A 21176-nucleotide genomic window follows, 5' to 3' on the forward strand; every position below is an offset into this window, starting at 1 on the left:
CCACCGGGCGTCCCGCGAGCGGTAAGGGGCGGGGACAGACGACCCATGGCGGTCGGTGCCCAACATTAGGGAACGGTAGGTGGGGAATCAAGGCGACCGACGGCTCATTCACCTTTGCGCGACGGTACGCATACAAAGGGTGTTGGCCAATTCGTAACAGTTACCCACGTCAATTAGAAACCGGGCGGGCGGCACCCTGTCAGGGTATCGCCCGCCCCGCTGGGTGGCCGGCGGTCAGCCGGCCACCGGCGCGCTCTCTCCGGTGCCACCGACCCGCTCGGGCTTGACGGACCGAAGCAGGACGCTGGCCACGTCGACCACCTCGACCTGCTCGCCGGCACCCTTGCCGTTGACCCCGTCGCTGAGCATGGTCGAGCAGAACGGACAGCCGACGGCGACCGTCCTCGCTCCGGTGGACATGGCCTCCTCGACCCGGTCCACGTTGATCCGCTTGCCGATGCGCTCCTCCATCCACATCCGGGCGCCACCGGCACCACAGCAGAAGGAGCGCTCGCTGTTACGCGGCATCTCGGTCAGCTCACCCTCGATCGCGCTGCCGAGCACCTCGCGTGGCGGGGTGAAGACCCGGTTGTGCCGCCCCAGGTAACACGGGTCGTGGTAGGTGACCCCACCGGCGACCGGCTGCACCGGGGTGAGCCTGCCGGTGGCGACCAGGTGGGCCAGCAACTGGGTGTGGTGCACCACCTCGAACTCGCCGCCCAGTTGGCCGTACTCGTTGCCAAGGGTGTTGAAACAGTGCGGGCAGGTTGCGACGATCTTGCGCTTGGCCTTTTCCCGGCCCTCGAACGCTTCGTTCAGGGTTTCGACATTCTGTTGCGCGAGCATCTGGAAGACGAACTCGTTGCCGATCCGCCGGGCCGGGTCGCCCGTGCAGGTCTCCCCCTCGCCGAGAATGGCGAAGGAGACCCCTGCCTCGTTGAGCAGGGTCGCGACGGCCCGGGTGGTCCTCTTCGCCCGGTCCTCGAACGCACCGGCGCAGCCCACCCAGAAGAGGTACTCGAAGTCCTCGACCTCACCGACACGCGGCACCTCGAAGTCGAGCCCCTTGGTCCAGTCCTCCCGGGTGTTCTGCGGCGCCCCCCACGGGTTGCCCTTGTTCTCCAGGTTGCGCAGCATCACGCCGGCCTCCGAGGGGAAGCTGGACTCGATGAGCACCTGGTAGCGACGCATGTCGACGATGTGGTCGACGTGCTCGATGTCCACCGGGCACTGCTCCACGCAGGCGCCGCAGGTGGTGCAGGACCAGAGCACGTCGGGGTCGATCACACCGCCGGACTCGGCGTCGCCGATCAGCGGCTTCTCCGCCTCGGCGAGCGTCAGCACGTCGAGGTGGGCGAGCTGGGCCGCGGTGGCCTTCTCCTCGCCGGTCAGATCCTTGCCGCCACCGGCCAGCAGGTAGGGCGCCTTGGCGTACGCGTGGTCGCGCAGGCTGAGCATCAGCAGCTTCGGCGAAAGCGGCTTTCCGGTGTTCCAGGCCGGGCACTGCGACTGGCAGCGGCCACACTCGGTGCAGGTGCTGAAGTCCAGCAGGCCCTTCCAGGTGAACTGCTCGACCTGGGCGACGCCGAACTGGTCCTTCTCCGGGTCGGCCTCCTCGAAGTCGAGCGGCTTACCGTCGCTCATCATCGGCCGCAGCGCGCCGAGGCCGGAGCCGGCCGCGCCCGGCTTGCGCTTGAAGAAGATGTTGGGGAAGGCGAGGAAGCGGTGCCAGGCGACACCCATCGTCACGTTCAACGAGATCACGATGACCCAGGCCATCGAGATCGAGATCTTGACGAGCGCGGCGACGCTGACGCCGGAGTCCCAGGCCGGCAGCAGGGCACCGACCGCGTGACTGAGCGGGGTGGCCCAGGTGGGGTACTCGAAGTGATCGGTGGCCACCTTGAAGCCCCGGATCAGGAAACCCATCACCAGTACGGCGAAGATGACCGCCTCGACGAAATAGCCCTGCCACATGGTGGAGCCGATGAACCGGGACCGCCGTCCCGCCTGATTCGGCCGGTTCGCCAGCCGGATCCCGATCAGGACAGCGATGCCGACAACGCTAAGAATGCCGAGCCACTCGGTGACCAGCCCGTAGAGGGTCCAGCCACCGATCAGCGGCAGGCCGCCGGTCGGCGACACCACCTCGAAGTACGCCTCAAGCACCAGCAGCGACAGCACGATGAAGCCGACCATCACGAACCAGTGCGCCGCGCCCACCACGCTCCAGCGGAGCATCCGGGTGTGCCCGGCGGTCTCCGCCAGCATGGTCCTGGTGCGGCTGACCGGGTCGCCGGAGCGGGTCGGATCGGGCTGACCCAGCCGGATGACGGCCACCATCTTCGAGACCGCGCGTACCGCAAGCCACACCGCAACGGCGGTGATGGCGGCCGCGAGGATCGTGGTGACGATCTGGACGCTGCCCATCGAGTTGGCCTCCCGGTCTGCTGCCTGTCGAGCGGCTCGGCGACCGGGGCGTCGGTGCGATCGTCGACCCACGCCGCCGCACCTCAACCTGATCGGTCGATGACCTTGCTCCGCTCGGTCATGCAGTGCAGCCTACGCGCAAGGTTACCCAACAGTAACGTGAGTCATCTCGCACCCGGGGCCACGCTGCCCTGCGCACACCTTAGGAGGCCGACGGCACCGCCGCTCGGGCGGGCCGCCGGTGGCACCGGACAGTCAGGGGCCTGAGCTGCGGGTCAGCGCCAGCGGGAAAGCACGATCAGGGAGGCGACCATCGCGCCGAACCCGACCGCCAGGTTCCAGTACCCCAGCTCCATCACCGGGTACTCCTGCTCGGAGAGGTAGTAGACCACCAGCCAGCCGATGCCGAAGACGATCAGCGACACCGCCAGAACCGGCAGCCAGACCGGGCTGGGCTTGTTGGTGGCCGCGGTCGTCGCCGTCGGGCGGACGTCCGTAGGCGGGGTGTACACCTTCTTCTTGCGGACCTGAGACTTGGGCACGGCGCTCTCCAGAGGGGTTACGACCTCGTCCGGCCTGACAACCGGGCGCGAGGGCGACGGTCCATGGCCAATAATGTTCGAGAGCTAGCGTAGTCCGGAAGACCCGTCCGATCCACGAATGAGGTAAGACCGGTACCGGGCAGCACCGGAAACCGGGTAGCACGGCTGGCGCCCCGCCCGCACCCGGGTGGCGTCGGAGCGCGATGACGAGGGGGACTGGCCCGTGGAGTACACGTCCGGCGCAGCGTCGTGGCAGAAGGCGCTGCGTCGACTCGTCGCCGGGTTGCTGCCTCGGCGGCCACGTCAACGCCGGCCGTTCTGGTCGATAGGTGTACCGCTGATCGCCCTGGCGGCCGGTCTGCTCTTCACCACGACGGCCACGACCGCGGGCGGCACCGCCCTGCGCGAGGACCGCCGCCCCCAGCTGACCGAGCTGATCGAGGACCGCCGTGCGCAGGTGGCGGCGAACGAGAAGCGGGCCGCCACGCTGCGCGGGGAGTTGGAGAACCGGACGGCCGTCCTCGCCAACTCCGACGGCCCGATCAGCGAACAACAGCAGCGGGCCAACGCCAGTAGGGCCGCCGCCGGTTTCACCGCCCTCACCGGTACCGGCCTGTCCGTCGAGCTCAATGACGCACCGCAGCTGAGCAACCTGCCCGAAGGGGCCACCAATGACGACCTGGTTGTCCATCAGGGCGACGTGCAGGCGGTGGTCAACGCGCTCTGGGCCGGCGGCGCCGAGGCGATGTCAATCATGAACGTGCGCGTGCTGGCGACCAGCGCGGTACGCTGCGTGGGTAACACCCTGCTGTTGCACGGCCGGGTGTACTCCCCACCTTTCAAGATCGTAGCAATTGGCGATCCCGCCGCACTCCGGCAGGCCCTCGCCGTTTCCGAGGGAGTCCGGTGGTTCAGGGACGCGGTCGACAACTACCAACTCGGCTACTCAGAGACCCCTGGCACGGTCACGGTGCCCGCCTTCGAGGACTCCACCACCCTGCGATCGGCGACGGTGCCGGCGGTGCCGCAGTGAGCGCGCGGTGAGCCCGCAGTCCGACGGTCGGCACCGCGACCAGGCCGACGAGCCCACCGCCTTCATCCCCAAGGTCGAGCGGGGCGGGTCCACCGACGTCCGTGCGACGGGGGGCTGGCCCGACCCGGTGCTGCCCACCCGGTCCGGGCCGTCCCAGGCACCGCACGATCCGCCGCCGACCGCAGCTCCGCGGCCGACCGATCAGGCTTCGGCCGGGGGCCGACCGCCGGACGGCCAGCGGCCGACCAACTCCGGCCGCTTCGACGGTGACGCCGAGAACCCCTCGCCGGCCGGCGGCCGGTGGGACGCGCCAGCACCAACGGACCCGCCTGCCCGAAGCACGACCACGCCCGGCGCCCCGACCGGCTGGAGCGCGCCTGCGGTGCCGGAGCGGGCCAGCGCGCCGACCGCCGACCGTCGGGGGGCGAGCCCGGGCCAGGAGCAACCGACCGCGCCCGGACGTTGGGACACCGCCCCGGCCACGGACCGCCGGGCGAACCAGTGGGACGCTGCGGCGACCACCGGGCGCAGCGCCAACCAGTGGGACCCGGCACCGGGCAGGCAGCGTGCGGTGAATCCCGACGGTACGGCGACGCAGTGGGACGCCGCGCCCGGTCCGGTTCGGGACGCCGCCGGCCGGCAACCGGACGCGGCATCCGACGACAAGTGGCATGGCGTACCCCTGCCATCAGGTCAGCCGGACATTCCGGTCGGGCCCACGCCGTGGCGCGGAGCCTTCCAGCCGGCTCGGAGCGTGGGCGACCCGGAACAGCCGACCAGCACCCGCCCGGCCGGCGCGGACGCCGGAACTCCACCGCCCTGGCCCGGCGCCCAAGCCCAAGCCCAAGCCCAAGAACAAGCGCCCGGCCCGAACCGGAACGGCACCGGAACGGCACCGTCCCGCGGCGGCCCGACCTGGCCCAACGGTGAGCAGCCGAGACAGCCCGCCGGAGCCACGCAACCCGCCGCCGTGCGACCGGCCACGCCACCGTCCGGTCAGTCGCCCCAGCCTTCGCAGCCGACGCCGGCACCGCAGCTCGGTGCACCCAACGGCGATCACGCGCCGCGCTCCGGAACCGGCCCGGCAGCCCCGGCACCGCACGCGCCACCTCCCGGTGTCGGGCAGCCTGCCGCCGCAGCGCCGGCACCGCGCGCGCCGTACTTCGGACCGGCGAGCGGGGCGGCGGAGCCGCCGCACCCCGGACGGCCGGGTCCGAACGGCTTGGCAACGCGGCCGGCGCAGGCTGGCCAGGACAGGTCCGCACCGCATGTGGCACGCCCCGAGCCGGCAGGCCAGGACCGGCCCGGCGGCAACGGTCCGACGTACCCGGCGGTGCCAGCTCAGCCGCCGGCCACACCGTCCTGGTCGGCTGAGGCTCGGCGCACGGCCGGTGTCGAGCCGGCACGACAGTCGCCGGATCACGCATCCGGCCAGGGTGACTGGTCCGGTGAGGGACCGACCGCGCTGATGCCGAAGGTCGGCGACGTCGCCGGCTCGGCAGCCGGCGGCCGAGGGACGGAGCCGACCAGGGCGACACAGGCGACGAACGGACACCCCGGTGCCGCCGCCAGCCCGGGCAGCCCGGCGGCCACTGAGCGTACGGTCGCCTCGACCAACTCCACCTCGGGGCAGCAGGCCCACCCCGCGACCCCCGGCCAGCCCACGGCGCCCGGGCAGAATCCCGCGACCGGCCAGCCGTCCGCGCCGAGCCGATCGGCCGACCCGGCCGCGACCGCACTCATCCCGGCGGTCACCGGGGCCCGGCCGGGTACTCCGCCCGTACTGGACTCGACCGCCCTGATGGGTGCCGTACCTCGGCCCCCCGAGAGCGAGGAACCGCCCGATGGTGCCGACCAGCCGGCCGAGGCCTCGAAGCCGAGGCGCGGCGACCGGGTGGTGCAACTTCGCCCCCACCAGACGGGCGAGGGCTACAAGAGCGTCTACTCGGAGCTGACCCGACCGTCGCTGTGGTCGCGGGTGCGCACCGGTCTGCGGCTCAGCGGCGAGTTGTTGATCACCTTCGGCCTGGTGGTGCTGCTCTTCGCCGGCTACGAGATCTGGGGCAAGTCAGCGATCGTCGACGCCCACCAGGGCGAGCTGAGCGAGCAGTTGGCCGAGGCGTGGGCACCCGAGCCGGTGACGGACCCTACGGTGTCCCCGTCGGCCAGCCCGTCCACCAAGCCGAAACCGGCGGTGCAGGGCACACCGATCGCGGGCCTCTACATACCGAAGTTCGACAAGGAATGGATCGTGGTCGAAGGGGTCGGCCAGCAGGACATCCGGTACGCGCCGGGGCACTATCCGGACAGCGCCATGCCGGGCAAGGTGGGCAACTTCTCCGTGGCCGGGCACCGGAACCGGGCCACCTTCTGGCGGCTGGACGAGCTGCGCGAGGGCGACCCGATCCTGGTCGAGGGCCGCAAGGAGTGGTACGTCTACCAGGTGACCGAGAGCCTGATCGTCAAGCCGACGCAGGTCGAGGTGGTGGCTCCGGTGCCGGGCCGGCCGGGCCAAAAGCCGACCAAGCGGATGCTGACCCTGACCACCTGCAATCCGAAGTTCGACAACTACGAGCGGCTGATCATTCACGCCGAGTTGACGCGTACCCAGCCGAAGGCTGAGGGACGCCCGGCGGAGCTGGGAACCTGACCATGTACGCCTGGATCTGGCGCAAGCTGCCCTTCGGGCTGCCCGGCAAGCTCGTCGGCAGTCTGCTGCTCGCCACCACGATGGTGGCGTTGCTGTGGTACGTGGTGTTTCCCTGGGCGGAACCGCTGCTGCCCTTCGACGACGTGCAGGTCACCCAGGACGACTCCGGCGTACCGAGTGCGCCGGAGGGCGACGTCGGACCCGGAGACGACGGCGCGGTCGACGACGCGCCACCAGGTGACGAGCACGATCTGCCGTACGACACCGACCGGAACAACACCCCGCCGCCGGAAGAGGACGAGTGAGCCCGATGCGCGTCCTGGTGATCGACAACTACGACTCGTTCGTCTTCAACCTGGTGCAGTACCTCGGCCAACTCGGCGTCGAGTGCGAGGTACGACGCAACGACGAGATCGAGGTGGCCGAGGTGGGCCGGGTCGGCGCGGCCGGCGTCCTGCTCTCACCGGGCCCGGGTACGCCCGACCGGGCCGGCATCTGCCTCGACGTCATCCGCGAGTACGCCGGCAAACTGCCGATCTTCGGGGTCTGCCTGGGGCACCAGGCCATCGGCGAGGCGTTCGGAGCGACCGTCACCCGCGCCCCGGAGCTGCTGCACGGCAAGACCTCGGAGGTCCGGCACGGTGGTAGCGGCGTCCTCGCCGGCCTGCCCGATCCGTTCACGGCGACCCGCTACCACTCCCTCGCCGTGCTGCGCGAAACCCTGCCGGCGGAGCTGGAGGTGACCGGCTGGACGGCCTCCGGGATCGTGATGGCGATGCGGCACCGCACCCTGCCGATCGAGGGCGTCCAGTTCCATCCCGAGTCGGTGCTCACCGAGGGCGGTCACCTGATGCTGGCCAACTGGCTCGCCGCCTGCGGCCACCCGCAGGCGCTGGAACACGCCCCGGAACTGGCCGCCGAGGTCGACGCCCGTCGCCGCGCCGCCTTCGCCACCACCTGAGAGTCAGGTTCGCGGTCGTCGCGCCGGCCTGGTCGACCACTTCCCCTCTGGTCGGCGGGTACCTCCGGACCGGGATTGGCCGCGACCTCGAAGCCCGAGCGTCACGACCAGAACCAGCACGATCACCACGTCGGCGGTCAGTGCCTGCGCCGCCGGGTGGACGTGTCCACGCGCACCGACGGTAGTCCAGAGCCAGGGCAGGCTGGCGGCCCCGTCACTCCCGCGAGAGGCGGAACGGGCCGAAGGACGGCAGGATCCCGCCACCCCCGCCATCGTCGTCACCGTCCGGCGGCGGCGGCGTGGTGGTGGGAGCACCGGTGGTCGGCGGGGTCTGGCTCGGCGGATCCGGGTCCTCCTCCGGCTCCGGCACCGACACGACGATCTTCACCGTGCTGCCCTTGGTGCGCTCGGCGTTGGCTTTCGGGCTCTGGTCGACCACCCGCCCGGCCTCATCCGCGGGCTTCTCCGGACCGAGATTGACGTCGGGCTCGAAACCGGCGCGTTCCAGGGTCCGCTCCGCCTCCGCCTGGGGCAGGCCGACGACCGACGGCACCGTCACCACGTTGCCCTTCGAGACGGTCAGGGTGACGTCGGTACCTTCGGCGACCTTCTCGCCCGAGGGCGGGTCGACCTTCAACACCTGCCCCTTGGACGCCGCGTTGTCGTCCTCCTCGACCTTCACCTCGAGCTTGAGGTTCTCGAGCTGCGTCTGGGCGCTCTCCCGGGTGCTGCCGACCAGGCCGGGCGGAATGGTCACCTCGGGCTTGCCGCCGCAGATGCGTACGGTCACCGTGCTGTTCGGTTCCGCCCGCTCGCCCGGGGACGGGGACTGGTTGGTGACCGTCCCCTCCTTGCAGTCCGAGGTGAACTCCGGCTCGCCGCGCGCCGGCACGAAGCCGTCCCGCTCGATCTGGGCGAACGCGGCGGCCTGGCTCAGCCCGGTGACCGTCGGCACCGCCACGTCCTGCGGCTTCTCGTCGCCCTGGTTCAGCCAGAGGGCGGCGATCAGGGCGATCACCGCGAGCACGCCGAGCGCGGCGAACATGGCGATCAGCCAGGACGACGCCTTGCGTTGACGCGGATCACCCACCCGGGCGGGGATCTGCCGGGTCTGTGTCGCGCCCGCCGACGGGTAGTCGGGGTGGCCGGCCGCGGCCATGGCCACGGTCTCGTCCTCGCGCATCACCGGGGTGGCCAGCACCGGCCGGCCGGCTGCCGCCCGGAGCATGTCCGCCCGCATCTCCCCGGCGCTCTGGTAGCGGTTCAACGGGTTCTTCGACAGTGCCTTGAGCACGATCGCGTCGACCGCCGGGTTGACGTCCGGGTTGAGATCGCTCGGGGTCGGCGGAGCCTCCCGCACGTGCTGGTACGCGACACTGACCGGGCTGTCGCCGACGAACGGCGGATGCCCGCAGAGCAGTTCGAAGAGCACGCAGCCGGCGGCGTACACGTCGGAACGGGCGTCGACCGCCTCACCACGCGCCTGTTCCGGGGAGAGATACTGCGCCGTGCCGATGACCGCACTGGTCTGCGTCATCGTGGTGGCGCCGCTGGCCAACGCCCGGGCGATGCCGAAGTCCATCACCTTGACCTGGCCGGTCTGGGTGAGCATCACGTTGCCCGGCTTGATGTCGCGGTGGATGATGCCGTGCCGGTGACTGAAGTCCAACGCGGCGCAGATGTCGGCGGAGATCTCCAGCGCCCGCCGAGGTTGCAGCCGGCCCTCAGCGCCGAGCACCTCCTTCAGCGTGCGTCCGTTCACGAACTCCATCACGATGAACGGAAGCGTCTCGCCGGTAGGCGCCTGCTCCTCACCGGTGTCGTAGACGGCCACGATGGCGGGGTGGTTCAGCGAAGCGGCGTTCTGCGCCTCCCGCCGGAACCGCATCTGGAAGGTGGCGTCCCGGGCCAGGTCGGCGCGGAGCATCTTGATTGCGACATCCCGGCCGAGCCGCAGGTCACGACCGCGATGCACCTCGGCCATGCCGCCGTAGCCGAGCAGCTCGCCGACCTGGTACCTGCCACCGAGCAGGCGGGCCTGCGCTGTCATCGCGTCTGTCGTCCTTCGCTCGTCGTCGTCACGTCGCCGCCCATCCGGGGCCAATCCAGTCGACGGTACGCCGTATCGACCAGATCGTCTCGCCCGTCAGGCCGCAGCGCGTCGGACGTCACCGTTGACACGGAAGCACCACCCGGCGTGCCCGCGCCGAGATTGTTCCGTAGTTGGTAGGAAATCACGCCGGAGCAGATGAGGACCAGTGCGCCCAACATGATGGCCAGGAAGACCATGCCAGATCGTGACCGTCGGGGCACCGGGCGTGGCGGACCGGGCTGTGGAGCGTACCCGGGTGGGACCGTGGCGGCCCCACGCGGGTAGCCGCCGGCGGCCGGCGCCACCGAGGTGGGACGGTGGTGTGGGGCAGCCGGTTGGTGACTCGGCGGCGGTCGGTGCCCCATGGCTGGCGGGTAGGCGGGGGCCGGGGAGTGCGGGGCCGCGACCGGACGCGGTGGCTGCTGCGGCGGCGGAACCTGCGCGCGGCCCGGTGCCGGCGAGGCGGGCGCGGCAGAGATCGGTGCGGCCTGGCCGCCGGCCCGCGCCTGTCGAGACAGTGCGGTCTTCAACTGACGCGCCGCACCGGCCAGCGCGGCGGCGCTCGGCCAGCGGTCCTTGGGGTCCTTCGCCAACGCCCGCTCGACAAGCGCGCGGACCTGGGGCGGAATGTCGGACGGCAGCGGTCGGGGCGTCTCCCGGACGTGCCGCATCGCGATGTCGAGGGGATTGTCGCCCTCGAAGGGCCGGCGGCCGGCGAGGCACTGGTAGGCGACCACGCCGAGCGCGTAGACATCGGAGGCGGGAGTGGCGACCTGGCCGGTGGCCTGCTCGGGGGAGATGTAGGACGCGGTACCGAGCACCGACCCGGCCGCGGTCAGCTGCCCGACCAGGTCCGACCGGGCGATGCCGAAGTCGGTGAGCACCAGCGTGCCGTTGGGGCGGACCAGCAGGTTGCCGGGCTTCACGTCCCGGTGCACGATGCCCTTTGCGTGGGCGGCGTGCAGCGCGTCCGCCGCCTGGGCGACAAGCGCCATGGTCCGGGCCGGAGTCAGCCGGCCGACCCGGCTCAGCGTGGCCGAGAGGGGGTCACCCTCCACGTACTCCATCACCAGGAAGGCGATGTGCTGGTCGTTGCCGAAGTCGTAGACGTCGACCACACCCGGGTGGTTGATCGTGGCCATGGTGCGAGCTTCGCCGCGGAAACGCTCGGCGAACCCGGGCTCGTCGAGCAACGCCGGGAGCAGGCTCTTGACCGCCACCGTACGGCCGAGCACCTGGTCGGTACCGCGCCAGACGTCACCCATGCCACCGCTGGCGATCCGCTCGTCGAGCCGGTAGCGGTTGCCGAGCTGGACACCCGGACTGAGCATCTCAGCGCCCTCCGGGTTCGGCGATGGCGGCCCGCATGATCTGACCGGCGATCCGGGCCGCCTCGGCGCTGCCGCCGCTGCCGGCCTCCTCCAGAACGACGCAGACGGCGGAGACCGGCTTGCCGTCGGAGTCGAGGGCGAAGCCGATGAACCATCCGTGGTCGGGGCGGTTCGGCGCGGACTGGGCGGTGCCGGTCTTGCCGCCGACGGTGTAGCCGTTGATCCGGGCGTTCCGGCCGGTGCCGTTCTCCACCACGCTGACCATCATGTCCCGCAGGTCGGCGGCGACCTGACCACTCACCGGCCGGCGCAGCTCGCGTGGGTTGGCGGTGTCATAGACGGTGGTGCGGTCCGGTGCCAGCAGCTGACGCACCAGGTACGGCCGCATCTGGCTGCCGCCGTTGGCCACCGCGGCAGCGATCATGGCGCCCTGCAACGGGGTCATCCGCACGTCTCGCTGCCCGATGGAGGACTGGGCCAGCGCCGCCGGGTCGGGGCTGCCGTCCGGGTTCTCCATGCTGCCCGTCCGGCTGGCCTCCACAGTCAACCCGTCCTCGCCGAGCCGGCCGACGGTCAGGTCCTCCTGCTCGAACCCGAACTGCCGGGCCTTCTCCTTGAGCACGTCGGGACCGAGTCGGCCGCCGAGCTTGGCGAAGCCGGTGTTGCAGGATTCGGTTACCGCGTTCATCAAAGTGACCTGCGACTCGGGGCAGATCGACGGTGCGGCGTTGCCGATCGGCTCGCTTGAGGTGGGCGGGGTGTAGCTCGACCCGGCCGGGATGTTCGTCTCCTTGGTGATCCCGTTCTCCAGTGCGGCCGCGGCCGTCACGATCTTGAAGGTGGAGCCAGGGGGCAGCACCTCGCCGAGCGCCCGGTTCCGCAACGGCCGCCCCTGGTCCTTGTCGAGCTTGTTGTACGCGGAGGCTGCCTCGTCGGTGTCGTGGCTGGCGAGCGGGTTCGGGTCGAAGCTGGGCATGGAGACCAGCGCCTGCGCCGCTCCGGTGGCCGGGTCGATGGCGATCGCCGCGCCCTTGGTCACGCCCCTGTTGTTGTTGCGCAGCTCGTCGTACGCGGTGTCCTGGGCCCGCTTCGAGAGGGTGAGCAGCACGTTTCCACCGGCGGTGGTGTCGCCGGTGACCATGTCCCGCAGCCGGTTGACGATGAGCTGGTCGCTGGTGCCGGCGAGGAAGTCGTTCTCGACGCGCTCCAGACCGGTGGCGGCACCATTGACCGGCTCGTACCCGAGCACGTGGGCGTACTTCGCACCGCCCGGGTAGGTGCGCCGGTACTTCAGCTCGCCGTCGGTCTCCTTGCTGACCGCCAGCGCGGTGCCACCGGCCTCGATGTTGCCGCGCTTGCGGTCGTACTTGGCGACCTGGACCCGCCCGTTGTAGTCGCTGGTGCGGTACTCGTCGGCCTTGTAGGCCTGAATCCAGTTCAGGTTGGCGAAGAGTAGGCCGAACAGGACCATGACGACGACGCCGACCCGACGCAGCGGTGCGTTCACGGCTTGATCACCTCCGTGGGGGCACCATGCAGCTGCTCGGGCGGCCCGGAGGGGCGGGTCACCTTCCCACCGGCACCGTCGACCGGCCGGCGGCCGGCGTCGGAGACGCGCAGCAGCACCGCGATGAGCAGCCAGTTCGCCATCAGCGAGGAGCCACCGGCGGAGAGGAACGGGGTGGTCTGACCGGTCAGCGGGATCAGCTTGCTGATCCCGCCGACGATCACGAAGACCTGGAGCGCGAGGGTGAAGGCCAGGCCGCCGGCGAGCAGCTTGCCGAACGAGTCCCGGACCGCCAGGGCGGCCCGCAGACCCCGCTCGATGATGAGCAGGTAGATCACCAGTAGTGCGGAGAGACCGAAGAGGCCGATCTCCTCACCGATGCCGGCGAAGATGAAGTCGTTCTGCACCTCCGGCAGCAGCAGCGGCTGACCGCCACCCGGCCCGGAGCCGAACAGTCCACCGGAGCCGAGTGCGAGCAGTCCCTGCACCAACTGGTAACCGTCGTCGTAGGGCTGGGCGAACGGGTCGAGCCAGATCTGTGCCCGCAGGTAGAAGTTGGCGAACGGACCGCCCACCGCCTCGCCGAGCACGTACGCGAGGTAGGCGCCGCCGAAGAAGAGGACCAGGCCGATGAGCAGCCAGCTGACCCGTTCGGTGGCGATGTAGACCGTGGCCACGAACATGCCGAAATAGAGCAGCGAGGTGCCCAGGTCCTTCTCGAACACGAGGACCAGCAGGCTGATCACCCAGACGACGACCACCGGGCCGAGGTCACGCCCGCGCGGAAAGTCGATGCCGAGGAACCGGTGGCTCGCCAACGACAGCACCTCGCGCTTGCGCACCAGGTAGTAGGCGAAGAAGACCAGCAGGGCCAGCTTGGCGAACTCGCCGGGCTGGATCGAGAAACTGCCGATGCGTACCCAGAGCTTCGCGCCGTTGATCTCGGAGATGCTGGCCGGCAGCACCGCCGGCAGCATGACCAGCACGATGCCCGCCAGCCCCAGGGTGTACGCGTACCGGGAGATCGACCGGTGGTCGCGCATCAGCGCCAGCAGGCCGGCGGCGAGGACCACCGAGATCAGCGTCCAGGCGAGCTGGCGACCGCCGGTGCCGGCGAAGATGGCCAGGTCCGCCCGCTCCTCGGGGGCCGCCTTGGCGAGGTCGAGCCGGCGCAGGAAACCGACTCCCAGCCCGTTGAGCAGGGCCACCGCCGGCAGCAGCGCCGGATCGGCGAAGGGCGCGAGGAACCGGATCACCAGGTGCATGCCGAGGAACACCGCGGTGAGCGTGGCGGCCGGCACCCAGAAGCCCGGGGTGACCGTGTCGAGCACCTTCGCCTCGACCATCGCCCCGTACGCGGCGACCAACGCCATCGCCAGCAGCAGCAACGACAACTCGGCGTTGCGCCGCGACCTGGCCATGCGTACGCCGGGTCGCTCGCCCGCGGTCGCGGGCGAGGATGCCGGGGTGGCCGCTGCGGTCACGATCGTCCTCGGGTGGGAGCCGGTGCCTACTCGGGCGACCGGCAGGCCGCCGGATCGACCGTGGGCGTGAAGGTGTCGACGGGGGGCGCGTCGGGGGTGCTGTCCGGAGCTGCGACGGTGGCGGCGGTCGGGCTACCCGTCGCTGCGCCGCTCGGTGACGGCGAGACGCCACCCAGCTGGCTCGGCGAGCCGGCCGGAACGCTCGGCGACCCCGTCGGCGCGCTCGGCGTCGGGGACGGCGATCCCACCAGCGAGGGCGTGGGGCTCGGTGTCGGCGGACAGATCGGCTTCAGGTTCACGTTGGTCGGGCTGTCCATCGTCAGCTCCGCCAGCCGCCTTTCCGCGTCCGGCTCGCTCTTGGCCGGGATGCCCTGTTTGACCTGCTCCTGGGCGGCCAGGGTGAGGTCGTCCAACTGTGCGCTGCTCTCGGAGTGCACGTCGGAGAGATCCATCCCGGCGATCTGTCCCTGGATGCCACGAAACACGGCCACCTGGCCGTCCTCGGTCGCGCCCACGTAGTACTGGCGCTGCGTGTAGCTCCACCCGGCGAACACCCCACCGCCGACGATCACCAACAGGGCGGTCGCCATCGCGAGCGTACGCAGTGGACGACGGCGCGCCTCGGGCTCGTCGTCGGCGTTCGCGGCGGACTCGTCGGGCGTCGCCGATCGGGGTGCGGACAGCGCCGAGGCACGAGCCGCCGGGGTGGAGACGTCCGCCGAGGTGGCCATCCCCCGATCGCGGGCCGCCGCCCCGCCGACGATCGGCGCCGCCTCGACGATGTCCCGGTCGGTGGCGTCGGCGATGATCACGGTGATGTTGTCCGGACCGCCACCGCGCAGGGCGAGCTGGACGAGCCGCTCGACACACTGCTGCGGGTCGGCGTACTCCCGCATCGTCTCCGCGATGGTCTCCGCACTGACCACGCCGGAGAGCCCGTCGGAGCAGATCAGATACCGGTCACCGGGCAGCACCTGCCGGACCGAGTACTCCGGGTCGATGTCGCGGCCGTCCAGGGCCCGGGTGAGCAACGAGCGCTGGGGATGACTGCTCGCCTCCTCCGGGCTGATCCGACCCTCGTCGACGAGCATCTGGACGTAGGTGTCGTCCTTGGTGATCTGCGCGAACTCTCCGTCGCGCAGCAGGTAGGCCCGCGAGTCGCCGATGTGGACCATGCCCAGCTTGCTGCCGGAGAACAGGGTCGCGGTGAGCGTGGTGCCCATCCCCTCCAACTGGGGGTTGGCCTCCACCGTCTCGCGGAGTTGCTGGTTGGCGGTGCCCACGGCGGAGCGGAGCGCGTCGACCAGGGCGTTGCCCGGGACGTCCTCGTCCAGTGGCGCCATGGCACCGATGACAATGTTGCTGGCGACGTCACCGGCGGCCATACCGCCCATGCCGTCGGCAACGGCGAGTAGCCGCGGCCCGGCGTAGACGGAGTCCTGGTTACCGTCTCGGATCAGACCGCGGTCGCTGTGGGCCGCATAGCGCAGGGTCAGAGTCATGGCCGTAATTCGAGAGAGGTGCGGCCGATTCGAATCGGCACGCCGAGGGGAACGGGGGTCGGTCCGGTGACCTTAGCGCGATCGAGGTACGTCCCGTTAGTCGAACCCAGGTCCTCGACGAACCACTGCCCATCACGCGGCACGAGCCGGGCGTGTCGGGCGGACGCGTAGTCGTCGGTGATGACGAGGGTGGAGTCCTCGGCGCGACCGATAGTTATCTGCGCCTCACCCAGCGTGATCCGGGTGCCGGCCAACTGGCCGGCGGTCACCACCAACTGGTGCGCCGCCCGCCCCCGCTTCGCCTTCGCCGGCTTCGCCGTCGCCTGGCCTGTCGACGCGCCCACCGCCCGGGGCGCGGCCACCAGTCGACCCGAGCGGGCCCCCGCGAAGAGGTCCCGCCGGATGACGCCGACCACCGTGAACACGAAGATCCACAGCAGCACGAGGAATCCGAACCGGGCAACGGTGATAACGAGTTCCGGCAAGGCGGATCAGCCGTCCACGCGGAAGGTCAGAGTGGTCGTACCGAGCTGGATCATGTCACCGGGGTTCAACGCCACGGCGGAGACCCGCTGGCCGTTGACCATGGTGCCGTTGGTCGAGCCGAGATCGGTCAGCACGACCTGCCCACCGTCGAAGTCCAGCCGGGCGTGTCGCCGGGAGATGCCGACGTCCGGCAGGCGCAGGTTGGCCTGGTCGCCACGACCGATCACGGTCGAGCCCATCTGTAGCGGGTAGGTGCGGCCGTCGCCGGAGACCAGCCGGATGTTGCGCCCACCGCCGTGACCCGGCGGTGGGCCGTAGCCACCACCCTGGTCGTAGGACGGGTAGCCGGGCGGGCCGGCGTCGTATCCGGGCGGACCGGCGTCATAGCCGGGCGCCGAGACCGGGGCTACCTCGCCACCGGTGTAGACCTCCGCGGTGACCCGGAACATGCCGGTGTCGAGTCCTTCACCGCGCTCGATCTCGACGATCACGTCTCCGTAGACCGTCCAGGCCTGCTCGCCGATGAACTCCGCCTGCGACTGGGCCAGTTCCTGGGCCAGCGCGGCGGCGTACGGCGCCAGCCGACTGTGGTCGTACGGGGAGAGATCGATCACGTAGCGGTTGGGCACCAACGTGCGCCCACCAGCGAGGATGGCCTTGTGTGCCTCGGCCTCCCGCTGCATGGCGTTGAGGATCTCCACGGGGTGGACCACCCCTTTGAAGACCTTGGCGAAGGCCCCTTCGACCAGGCCTTCCAGACGCTTCTCGAAGCGTTGCAGCACGCTCACCGGCTCCTCCTCGGGTCCCGAGGACATGATGGTATCCGTCCAGAGCGCACGCAGCTCACACGCCGCTCGGCTGGCAGGCCACGGCCCGTTCGGACGGCTTCTGATCGTCGTGCTACTCTTTCGTCCGCCACGAACGGTAACCGCTGCGAGCAGCGAAAGCCATTCGCGGCAGCAGACCAAGGTCACGTAGGATGACCGAGGCCCGCCGGTCACCGGCGGCGTCCGGCTCAGACCACGCTCGCCCGAGGTCTGAGCCACGGGGAAGTGGCGGAATGGCAGACGCGCACGGTTCAGGTCCGTGTGTCCGAAAGGACGTGGGGGTTCAACTCCCCCCTTCCCCACCACAGCCGAGGGCTCCGCGAGACGCGGGGCCCTCGCTCCATGTCCGGGGCGTGCCGGATGTCACGCTATGCTCCCATGGTTTCTGCCTCCGACGCACCAGGAGTGGCGTGTGACTGTCGCATTCGTGACCGGGTCGGGCGGGCTGATCGGCTCCGAGGCGGTCCGGCATTTCGCCGGCCTCGGTCTCGACGTCGTCGGCATCGACAACGACATGCGGCAGGAATTCTTCGGCGAGGAGGCGTCCACCGCCTGGAATGTCCGCCGGTTGACCGACGAGCTCGGTGCGGCGTACTCCCACCACAGCATCGACATCCGCGACCGGGCGGCGCTCGGCGTCCTGTTCTCCCGGTACGGTCGGGACGTGGCCGTGGTGATCCACACCGCCGCGCAGCCCTCGCACGACTGGGCGGTGCGTGACCCGTTCACCGACTTCGACGTCAACGCCGCCGGCACGCTCAACGTCCTGCAGAACGTCCGGGAACACTGCATCGACGCTCCGGTCATCCACTGCTCCACCAACAAGGTGTACGGCGACCGGCCGAACAGCCTGCCCCTGGTGGAGCTGGAGACCCGCTGGGAGATCGAGCCGGGCCACCCGTACGAGCAGGGCATCCGGGAGGACATGTCGATCGACGCCTGCCTGCACTCGATCTTCGGCGCCTCCAAGGTCGCGGCGGACGTCATGGTGCAGGAGTACGGCCGCTACTTCGGCATGAAGACGGCCTGCTTCCGGGGCGGAACGCTCACCGGACCGGCGCACTCGGCGACCGAGTTGCACGGTTTCCTCGGTTACGTGATGCGGGCCAACATGGAGCGCCGCACCTACAAGATCTTCGGCTACCAGGGCAAGCAGGTCCGCGACGCCATCCACAGCTCGGACGTGGTCTCCGCGTTCGAGGCGTTCTTCCGCAACCCCCGCTCGGCCGCCGTCTACAACCTCGGCGGCGGCCGACACTCGAACACCTCCAACCGGGAGGCGTTCACGCTGGCCGAGCAGATCACCGGCCAGGAGATGATCACCGAGTACGTCGAGGCCAACCGGATCGGCGACCACAAGTGGTGGATCGGCTCCAACGAGGCGTTCCAGGCCGACTACCCGGGCTGGAAGCAGGTGTACGACGTACCAATGATCATGCGAGAGATCTACGAGGCCAACGTGGACAAGTGGGTGCCGGGAGCATGACCAAGAAGAACGTGCTCGGTGTCCTGGTCGATGCGACCGACTACGCCGAGGCCACCGAACAGGTGGTGGCCGCCGCGCAGGAACGCCGGCCGTTGGCGCTGACCGCGCTGGCCGTGCATGGCGTGATGACCGGCGTGCTGGACCGGGCGCACAACGCCCGGCTCAACTCCTTCGACGTGGTGACCCCGGACGGTCAGCCGGTGCGCTGGGCACTGAACCTGCTGCACCGTGCCGGGCTCGCCGATCGGGTCTACGGGCCGACGCTGACCTTGCACGTGCTGTCCCGCTTCGCCGACGAAGGGCTGCCGGTCTACCTGTACGGCTCGACCGAGGAGACCCTCAACCGGCTGATCCCGGCGCTGGAGCGGATGTTCCCGGCACTGAAGATCGCCGGGGTGGAAGCGTCCAAGTTCCGCGGCGTGCAGCCCGGCGAGGACGTCGAGATCGCCGACCGGATCAAGGCCAGCGGTGCCCGGTTGGTACTGGTCGGGCTCGGCTGCCCCCGCCAGGAGATTTTCGCGTACGCGATGCGCCCGCTGCTGGACATGCCGCTGATGGCGGTCGGCGCGGCCTTCGACTACCACGCCGGGTTGTTGCGCCAGCCGCCACCGTGGATGCAGCGCGCCGGGTTGGAGTGGTTCTGGCGTCTCGGCCTGGAACCCAAGCGCCTGTGGCGGCGCTACGTGATCCTCAACCCCGCGTACCTGGGTCGCCTGTTCGCGCAGAAGACCGGGCTGTGGAACGCCCGCCCGCCCGCGCCGGCCACCGAACGGCCGACCACGTTCGCGGTCTGAACGGGCACAGCAGACGGGCCCCGGCGTAGCGCCGGGGCCCGTTGCCGTAGCGGACTGTCAGAGAGTCAGCGTCCAGGTGTTGATGTAGCCGGTGTCACCGCCGTAGACGTCACGGACCTGGAGACGCCAGGTGCCGTTCGCCGCCTCGCTGGACAGGTTCACCGTGTAGGTGGTGTTCACGTTGTCCGTGCCGTCGAAGATGCTGCTGTTCTTCAGCCGGTAGGACGAACCGTCCGGAGCGAGCAGGTCGATGACCAGGTCACCACGGTAGGTGTGCACGATGTTCACCGCGACGGTCGAGCTCGACGCGGCGTTCCGGTTGCAGCCGGAGATCGTGATCGAGCTGGTCACCGCCGAGCCCGAGTCCGGGATCGACACGTCCGTGCCGTTGGTCCCGGAGCAGCCACCGCCGCTGCCACCGGTCACCGTCAGCGAGTACGTCGCGCTCCTGGTGCCGGAGGCTGCGGTGCCGGTGACGGTCACGGTGTACGTGCCGGCCGGCGTGCTGGCCGAGGTGCTGATGGTCAGCGTGGACGAGCCGCCCGAGGTGACGGCGGCCGGGCTGAACGAGGCGGTCGCCCCGGACGGCAGGCCGCTGGCCGAAAGGCTGACCGACTGGGCGGAGCCGTTGGTGGTCGCGGTGGACACGGTGGCGGTCGCCGAGCTGCCCGCCGTGACCGAGCCGGAGGTCGGCGAAACCGAGACCGAGAAGTCGTTGGTCGGCGGTGGGGTGCTGCTGTTCACCACGTAGAGCAGCTGGTTCGGGGTTCCCGTGCCGACATTCGAGATCACGTTCGGGGTGGAGTTGCTGACCAGGTAGTCCCGGACCTGCTGCGGCGTCCACGACGCGTTGGCCGAGAGCACCAGTGCCGCGGCACCGGCGACGTGCGGCGAGGCCATCGAGGTGCCGCTGATGGTGTTCGTCGCGCTGTCGCTGGTGTGCCAGGCGGAGGTGATGCTGACGCCGGGGGCGAGGATGTCCACACAGGTGCCGTAGTTGGAGAAGCTGGCGGCGGCGTCGTTGCTCTGGGTGGCGCCGACGGTGATCGCCGCCGCGGCTCGGGCCGGCGAGTAGTTGCAGGCGTTCTGCCGCTGACCGAGGGCGTTGCCGTTACCGGCGGCCACGGCGTACGTGACGCCGGAGTTGATGGAGTTGGTGACCGCGTTGTCGACCGCGGTGTTGGCCCCGCCACCGAGGCTCATGTTGGCCACGGCCGGCTTCACCGCGTTGGCGGTGACCCAGTCGATGCCGGCGATGACACCGGCGTTGGTGCCGCTGCCGGAGCAGTTCAGCACCTTGACCGCCACCAGGCGGGTCGCCTTGGCCACGCCGTACGACGAGCCACCGACCGTGCCGGCCACGTGGCTGCCGTGGCCGTTGCAGTCGGTGTTGTTGCTGTCCACCGTGTTGGTGCCCCAGATCGCCCGACCGCCGAAGTCCGAGTGGGTGGTCCGGATGCCGGTGTCGATGACGTACGAGGTCACGTTCGTGGCCGTGTTGGGATAGGTGTACGAGCTGTTCAGCGGCAGGTTCCGCTGGTCGATCCGGTCCAGGCCCCAGGACGGGGGGTTCGTCTGGGTGCCCGCGAGGGACACGACGTGGTTCTGCTCGACGTACGCGACGGCCGGGTCCGCCGCGATCCGCGCCGCGGCCCGCGCACTGACGCGCACCTCGGCGCCACGGACGGCCGCGCTGTAGGTCCGGGCCGTGGCACCGCCGTGCCGGCGCAGCAGCCGGTCCACGGAGGAGCCGACGGCCGTACGGCTGACTTCGCTGTCCTTGAACACGACGATGTAGCTGTCCTTGACGGCGGTTGCGCCGCCGGCGCTTCGGACGGTGCCGACCGGCTCGGCCGCCATGGCCGGCGTGGCCGCCGCCACCATGGCCAGTGCGGCTAGACCGACGAGCACGGATCTCTGTGGAAGAGCCATCTTCCTACCTCCCTCGGGTCGGCATCGGCCGTCCACCTGCTCGTGGCAGATAGATCGATGAACGCCGACGACGGTGAGGGTAGTTGGATGTGTGCGGACAGTTAAACATGTCGAATCCC

At 70.3% G+C, this 21176-nt stretch carries 15 protein-coding genes, 1 tRNA gene and 1 pseudogene; 7 read left to right on the plus strand and 10 right to left on the minus strand.

What is annotated here, in order from left to right:
* Positions 1-234 precede the first annotated feature (234 nt).
* Together AC2CHE_RS06580 and AC2CHE_RS06585 are read right to left on the minus strand one after the other, a co-directional pair.
* Positions 235-2430: a heterodisulfide reductase-related iron-sulfur binding cluster gene (locus AC2CHE_RS06580; protein WP_484503997.1), complete on the minus strand. Its 2196-nt coding sequence runs from the start codon at positions 2428-2430 to the stop codon at positions 235-237.
* 275 nt (positions 2431-2705) lie between these two features.
* Positions 2706-2972: a cell division protein CrgA gene (locus AC2CHE_RS06585; RefSeq protein WP_093409169.1), complete on the minus strand. Its 267-nt coding sequence runs from the start codon at positions 2970-2972 to the stop codon at positions 2706-2708.
* Positions 2973-3195: 223 nt separating this feature from the next.
* Between AC2CHE_RS06585 and AC2CHE_RS06590 the strand changes: the two genes are divergently transcribed.
* The 4 genes and pseudogenes from AC2CHE_RS06590 to AC2CHE_RS06605 all read left to right on the plus strand — a co-directional run bounded on the left by AC2CHE_RS06590 (position 3196) and on the right by AC2CHE_RS06605 (position 7616).
* Entirely contained in the window at positions 3196-4005 is an 810-nt protein-coding gene (locus tag AC2CHE_RS06590) for a DUF881 domain-containing protein (protein ID WP_484503998.1), read from the plus strand.
* A gap of 1522 nt (positions 4006-5527) precedes the next feature.
* Positions 5528-6655, plus strand: a pseudogene (locus tag AC2CHE_RS06595) (class E sortase); the annotation flags it as partial.
* 2 nt (positions 6656-6657) lie between these two features.
* Positions 6658-6960, plus strand: coding sequence for a hypothetical protein (locus tag AC2CHE_RS06600; protein WP_281565420.1), 303 nt, complete (start codon positions 6658-6660; stop codon positions 6958-6960).
* A gap of 5 nt (positions 6961-6965) precedes the next feature.
* Entirely contained in the window at positions 6966-7616 is a 651-nt protein-coding gene (locus AC2CHE_RS06605; RefSeq protein ID WP_484503999.1) for an aminodeoxychorismate/anthranilate synthase component II, read from the plus strand.
* 214 nt (positions 7617-7830) lie between these two features.
* Here AC2CHE_RS06605 and pknB read toward each other — a convergent pair whose 3' ends face one another.
* The 7 genes from pknB to AC2CHE_RS06640 are packed head-to-tail and all read right to left on the minus strand — an operon-like array spanning position 7831 to position 16833.
* A complete protein-coding gene (gene pknB / locus AC2CHE_RS06610; RefSeq protein WP_484504000.1) occupies positions 7831-9666 on the minus strand; it encodes a Stk1 family PASTA domain-containing Ser/Thr kinase in 1836 nt (611 codons plus the stop codon).
* Positions 9663-11039 (minus strand): serine/threonine-protein kinase, encoded by a 1377-nt coding sequence (locus AC2CHE_RS06615; protein WP_484504001.1) that lies wholly within the window; start codon positions 11037-11039, stop codon positions 9663-9665. The genes pknB and AC2CHE_RS06615 overlap by 4 nt, the downstream gene beginning before the upstream one ends.
* Before the next feature lies 1 nt (position 11040).
* A complete protein-coding gene (locus tag AC2CHE_RS06620) occupies positions 11041-12546 on the minus strand; it encodes a peptidoglycan D,D-transpeptidase FtsI family protein (protein ID WP_484504002.1) in 1506 nt (501 codons plus the stop codon).
* Positions 12543-14030: an FtsW/RodA/SpoVE family cell cycle protein gene (locus AC2CHE_RS06625; RefSeq protein WP_484504003.1), complete on the minus strand. Its 1488-nt coding sequence runs from the start codon at positions 14028-14030 to the stop codon at positions 12543-12545. The genes AC2CHE_RS06620 and AC2CHE_RS06625 overlap by 4 nt, the downstream gene beginning before the upstream one ends.
* 26 nt (positions 14031-14056) lie before the next feature.
* A complete protein-coding gene (locus AC2CHE_RS06630; protein WP_484504004.1) occupies positions 14057-15532 on the minus strand; it encodes a PP2C family protein-serine/threonine phosphatase in 1476 nt (491 codons plus the stop codon).
* Positions 15529-16017 (minus strand): FHA domain-containing protein FhaB/FipA, encoded by a 489-nt coding sequence (locus AC2CHE_RS06635; RefSeq protein WP_484504005.1) that lies wholly within the window; start codon positions 16015-16017, stop codon positions 15529-15531. Before AC2CHE_RS06635 ends, AC2CHE_RS06630 begins: the two co-directional genes overlap by 4 nt.
* 6 nt (positions 16018-16023) lie before the next feature.
* A complete protein-coding gene (locus AC2CHE_RS06640) occupies positions 16024-16833 on the minus strand; it encodes an FHA domain-containing protein (protein ID WP_093409193.1) in 810 nt (269 codons plus the stop codon).
* 231 nt (positions 16834-17064) lie between these two features.
* On the opposite strand from AC2CHE_RS06640, the gene AC2CHE_RS06645 reads away from it, so the two are divergent.
* From AC2CHE_RS06645 to AC2CHE_RS06655, 3 genes are all read left to right on the plus strand, one after another.
* A tRNA-Leu gene (locus AC2CHE_RS06645) sits at positions 17065-17150 on the plus strand.
* Positions 17151-17215: 65 nt separating this feature from the next.
* Positions 17216-18331 (plus strand): NAD-dependent epimerase/dehydratase family protein, encoded by a 1116-nt coding sequence (locus AC2CHE_RS06650; protein WP_484504006.1) that lies wholly within the window; start codon positions 17216-17218, stop codon positions 18329-18331.
* A complete protein-coding gene (locus AC2CHE_RS06655) occupies positions 18328-19125 on the plus strand; it encodes a WecB/TagA/CpsF family glycosyltransferase (RefSeq protein ID WP_484504007.1) in 798 nt (265 codons plus the stop codon). The genes AC2CHE_RS06650 and AC2CHE_RS06655 overlap by 4 nt, the downstream gene beginning before the upstream one ends.
* Positions 19126-19182: 57 nt before the next feature.
* Here the strand turns inward: AC2CHE_RS06655 and AC2CHE_RS06660 are convergent, their stop codons facing one another.
* Positions 19183-21057: a S8 family peptidase gene (locus AC2CHE_RS06660; RefSeq protein WP_484504008.1), complete on the minus strand. Its 1875-nt coding sequence runs from the start codon at positions 21055-21057 to the stop codon at positions 19183-19185.
* Between the last annotated feature and the right edge of the window lie 119 nt (positions 21058-21176).

The organism is Micromonospora sp. ATLC16 (genome assembly GCF_057196645.1).

Excerpts from the sequence above, each read along its gene's own strand:
- AC2CHE_RS06630 (WP_484504004.1), bottom strand. The coding sequence starts at position 15,532 with ATGACTCTGACCCTGCGCTATGCGGCCCACAGCGACCGCGGTCTGATC.
- AC2CHE_RS06655 (WP_484504007.1), top strand. The coding sequence starts at position 18,328 with ATGACCAAGAAGAACGTGCTCGGTGTCCTGGTCGATGCGACCGACTAC.
- AC2CHE_RS06650 (WP_484504006.1), top strand. The coding sequence starts at position 17,216 with ATGCTCCCATGGTTTCTGCCTCCGACGCACCAGGAGTGGCGTGTGACT.
- AC2CHE_RS06615 (WP_484504001.1), bottom strand. The coding sequence starts at position 11,039 with ATGCTCAGTCCGGGTGTCCAGCTCGGCAACCGCTACCGGCTCGACGAG.
- AC2CHE_RS06640 (WP_093409193.1), bottom strand. The coding sequence starts at position 16,833 with ATGTCCTCGGGACCCGAGGAGGAGCCGGTGAGCGTGCTGCAACGCTTC.
- pknB (WP_484504000.1), bottom strand. The coding sequence starts at position 9,666 with ATGACAGCGCAGGCCCGCCTGCTCGGTGGCAGGTACCAGGTCGGCGAG.
- AC2CHE_RS06605 (WP_484503999.1), top strand. The coding sequence starts at position 6,966 with ATGCGCGTCCTGGTGATCGACAACTACGACTCGTTCGTCTTCAACCTG.
- AC2CHE_RS06660 (WP_484504008.1), bottom strand. The coding sequence starts at position 21,057 with ATGGCTCTTCCACAGAGATCCGTGCTCGTCGGTCTAGCCGCACTGGCC.
- AC2CHE_RS06600 (WP_281565420.1), top strand. The coding sequence starts at position 6,658 with ATGTACGCCTGGATCTGGCGCAAGCTGCCCTTCGGGCTGCCCGGCAAG.
- AC2CHE_RS06580 (WP_484503997.1), bottom strand. The coding sequence starts at position 2,430 with ATGGGCAGCGTCCAGATCGTCACCACGATCCTCGCGGCCGCCATCACC.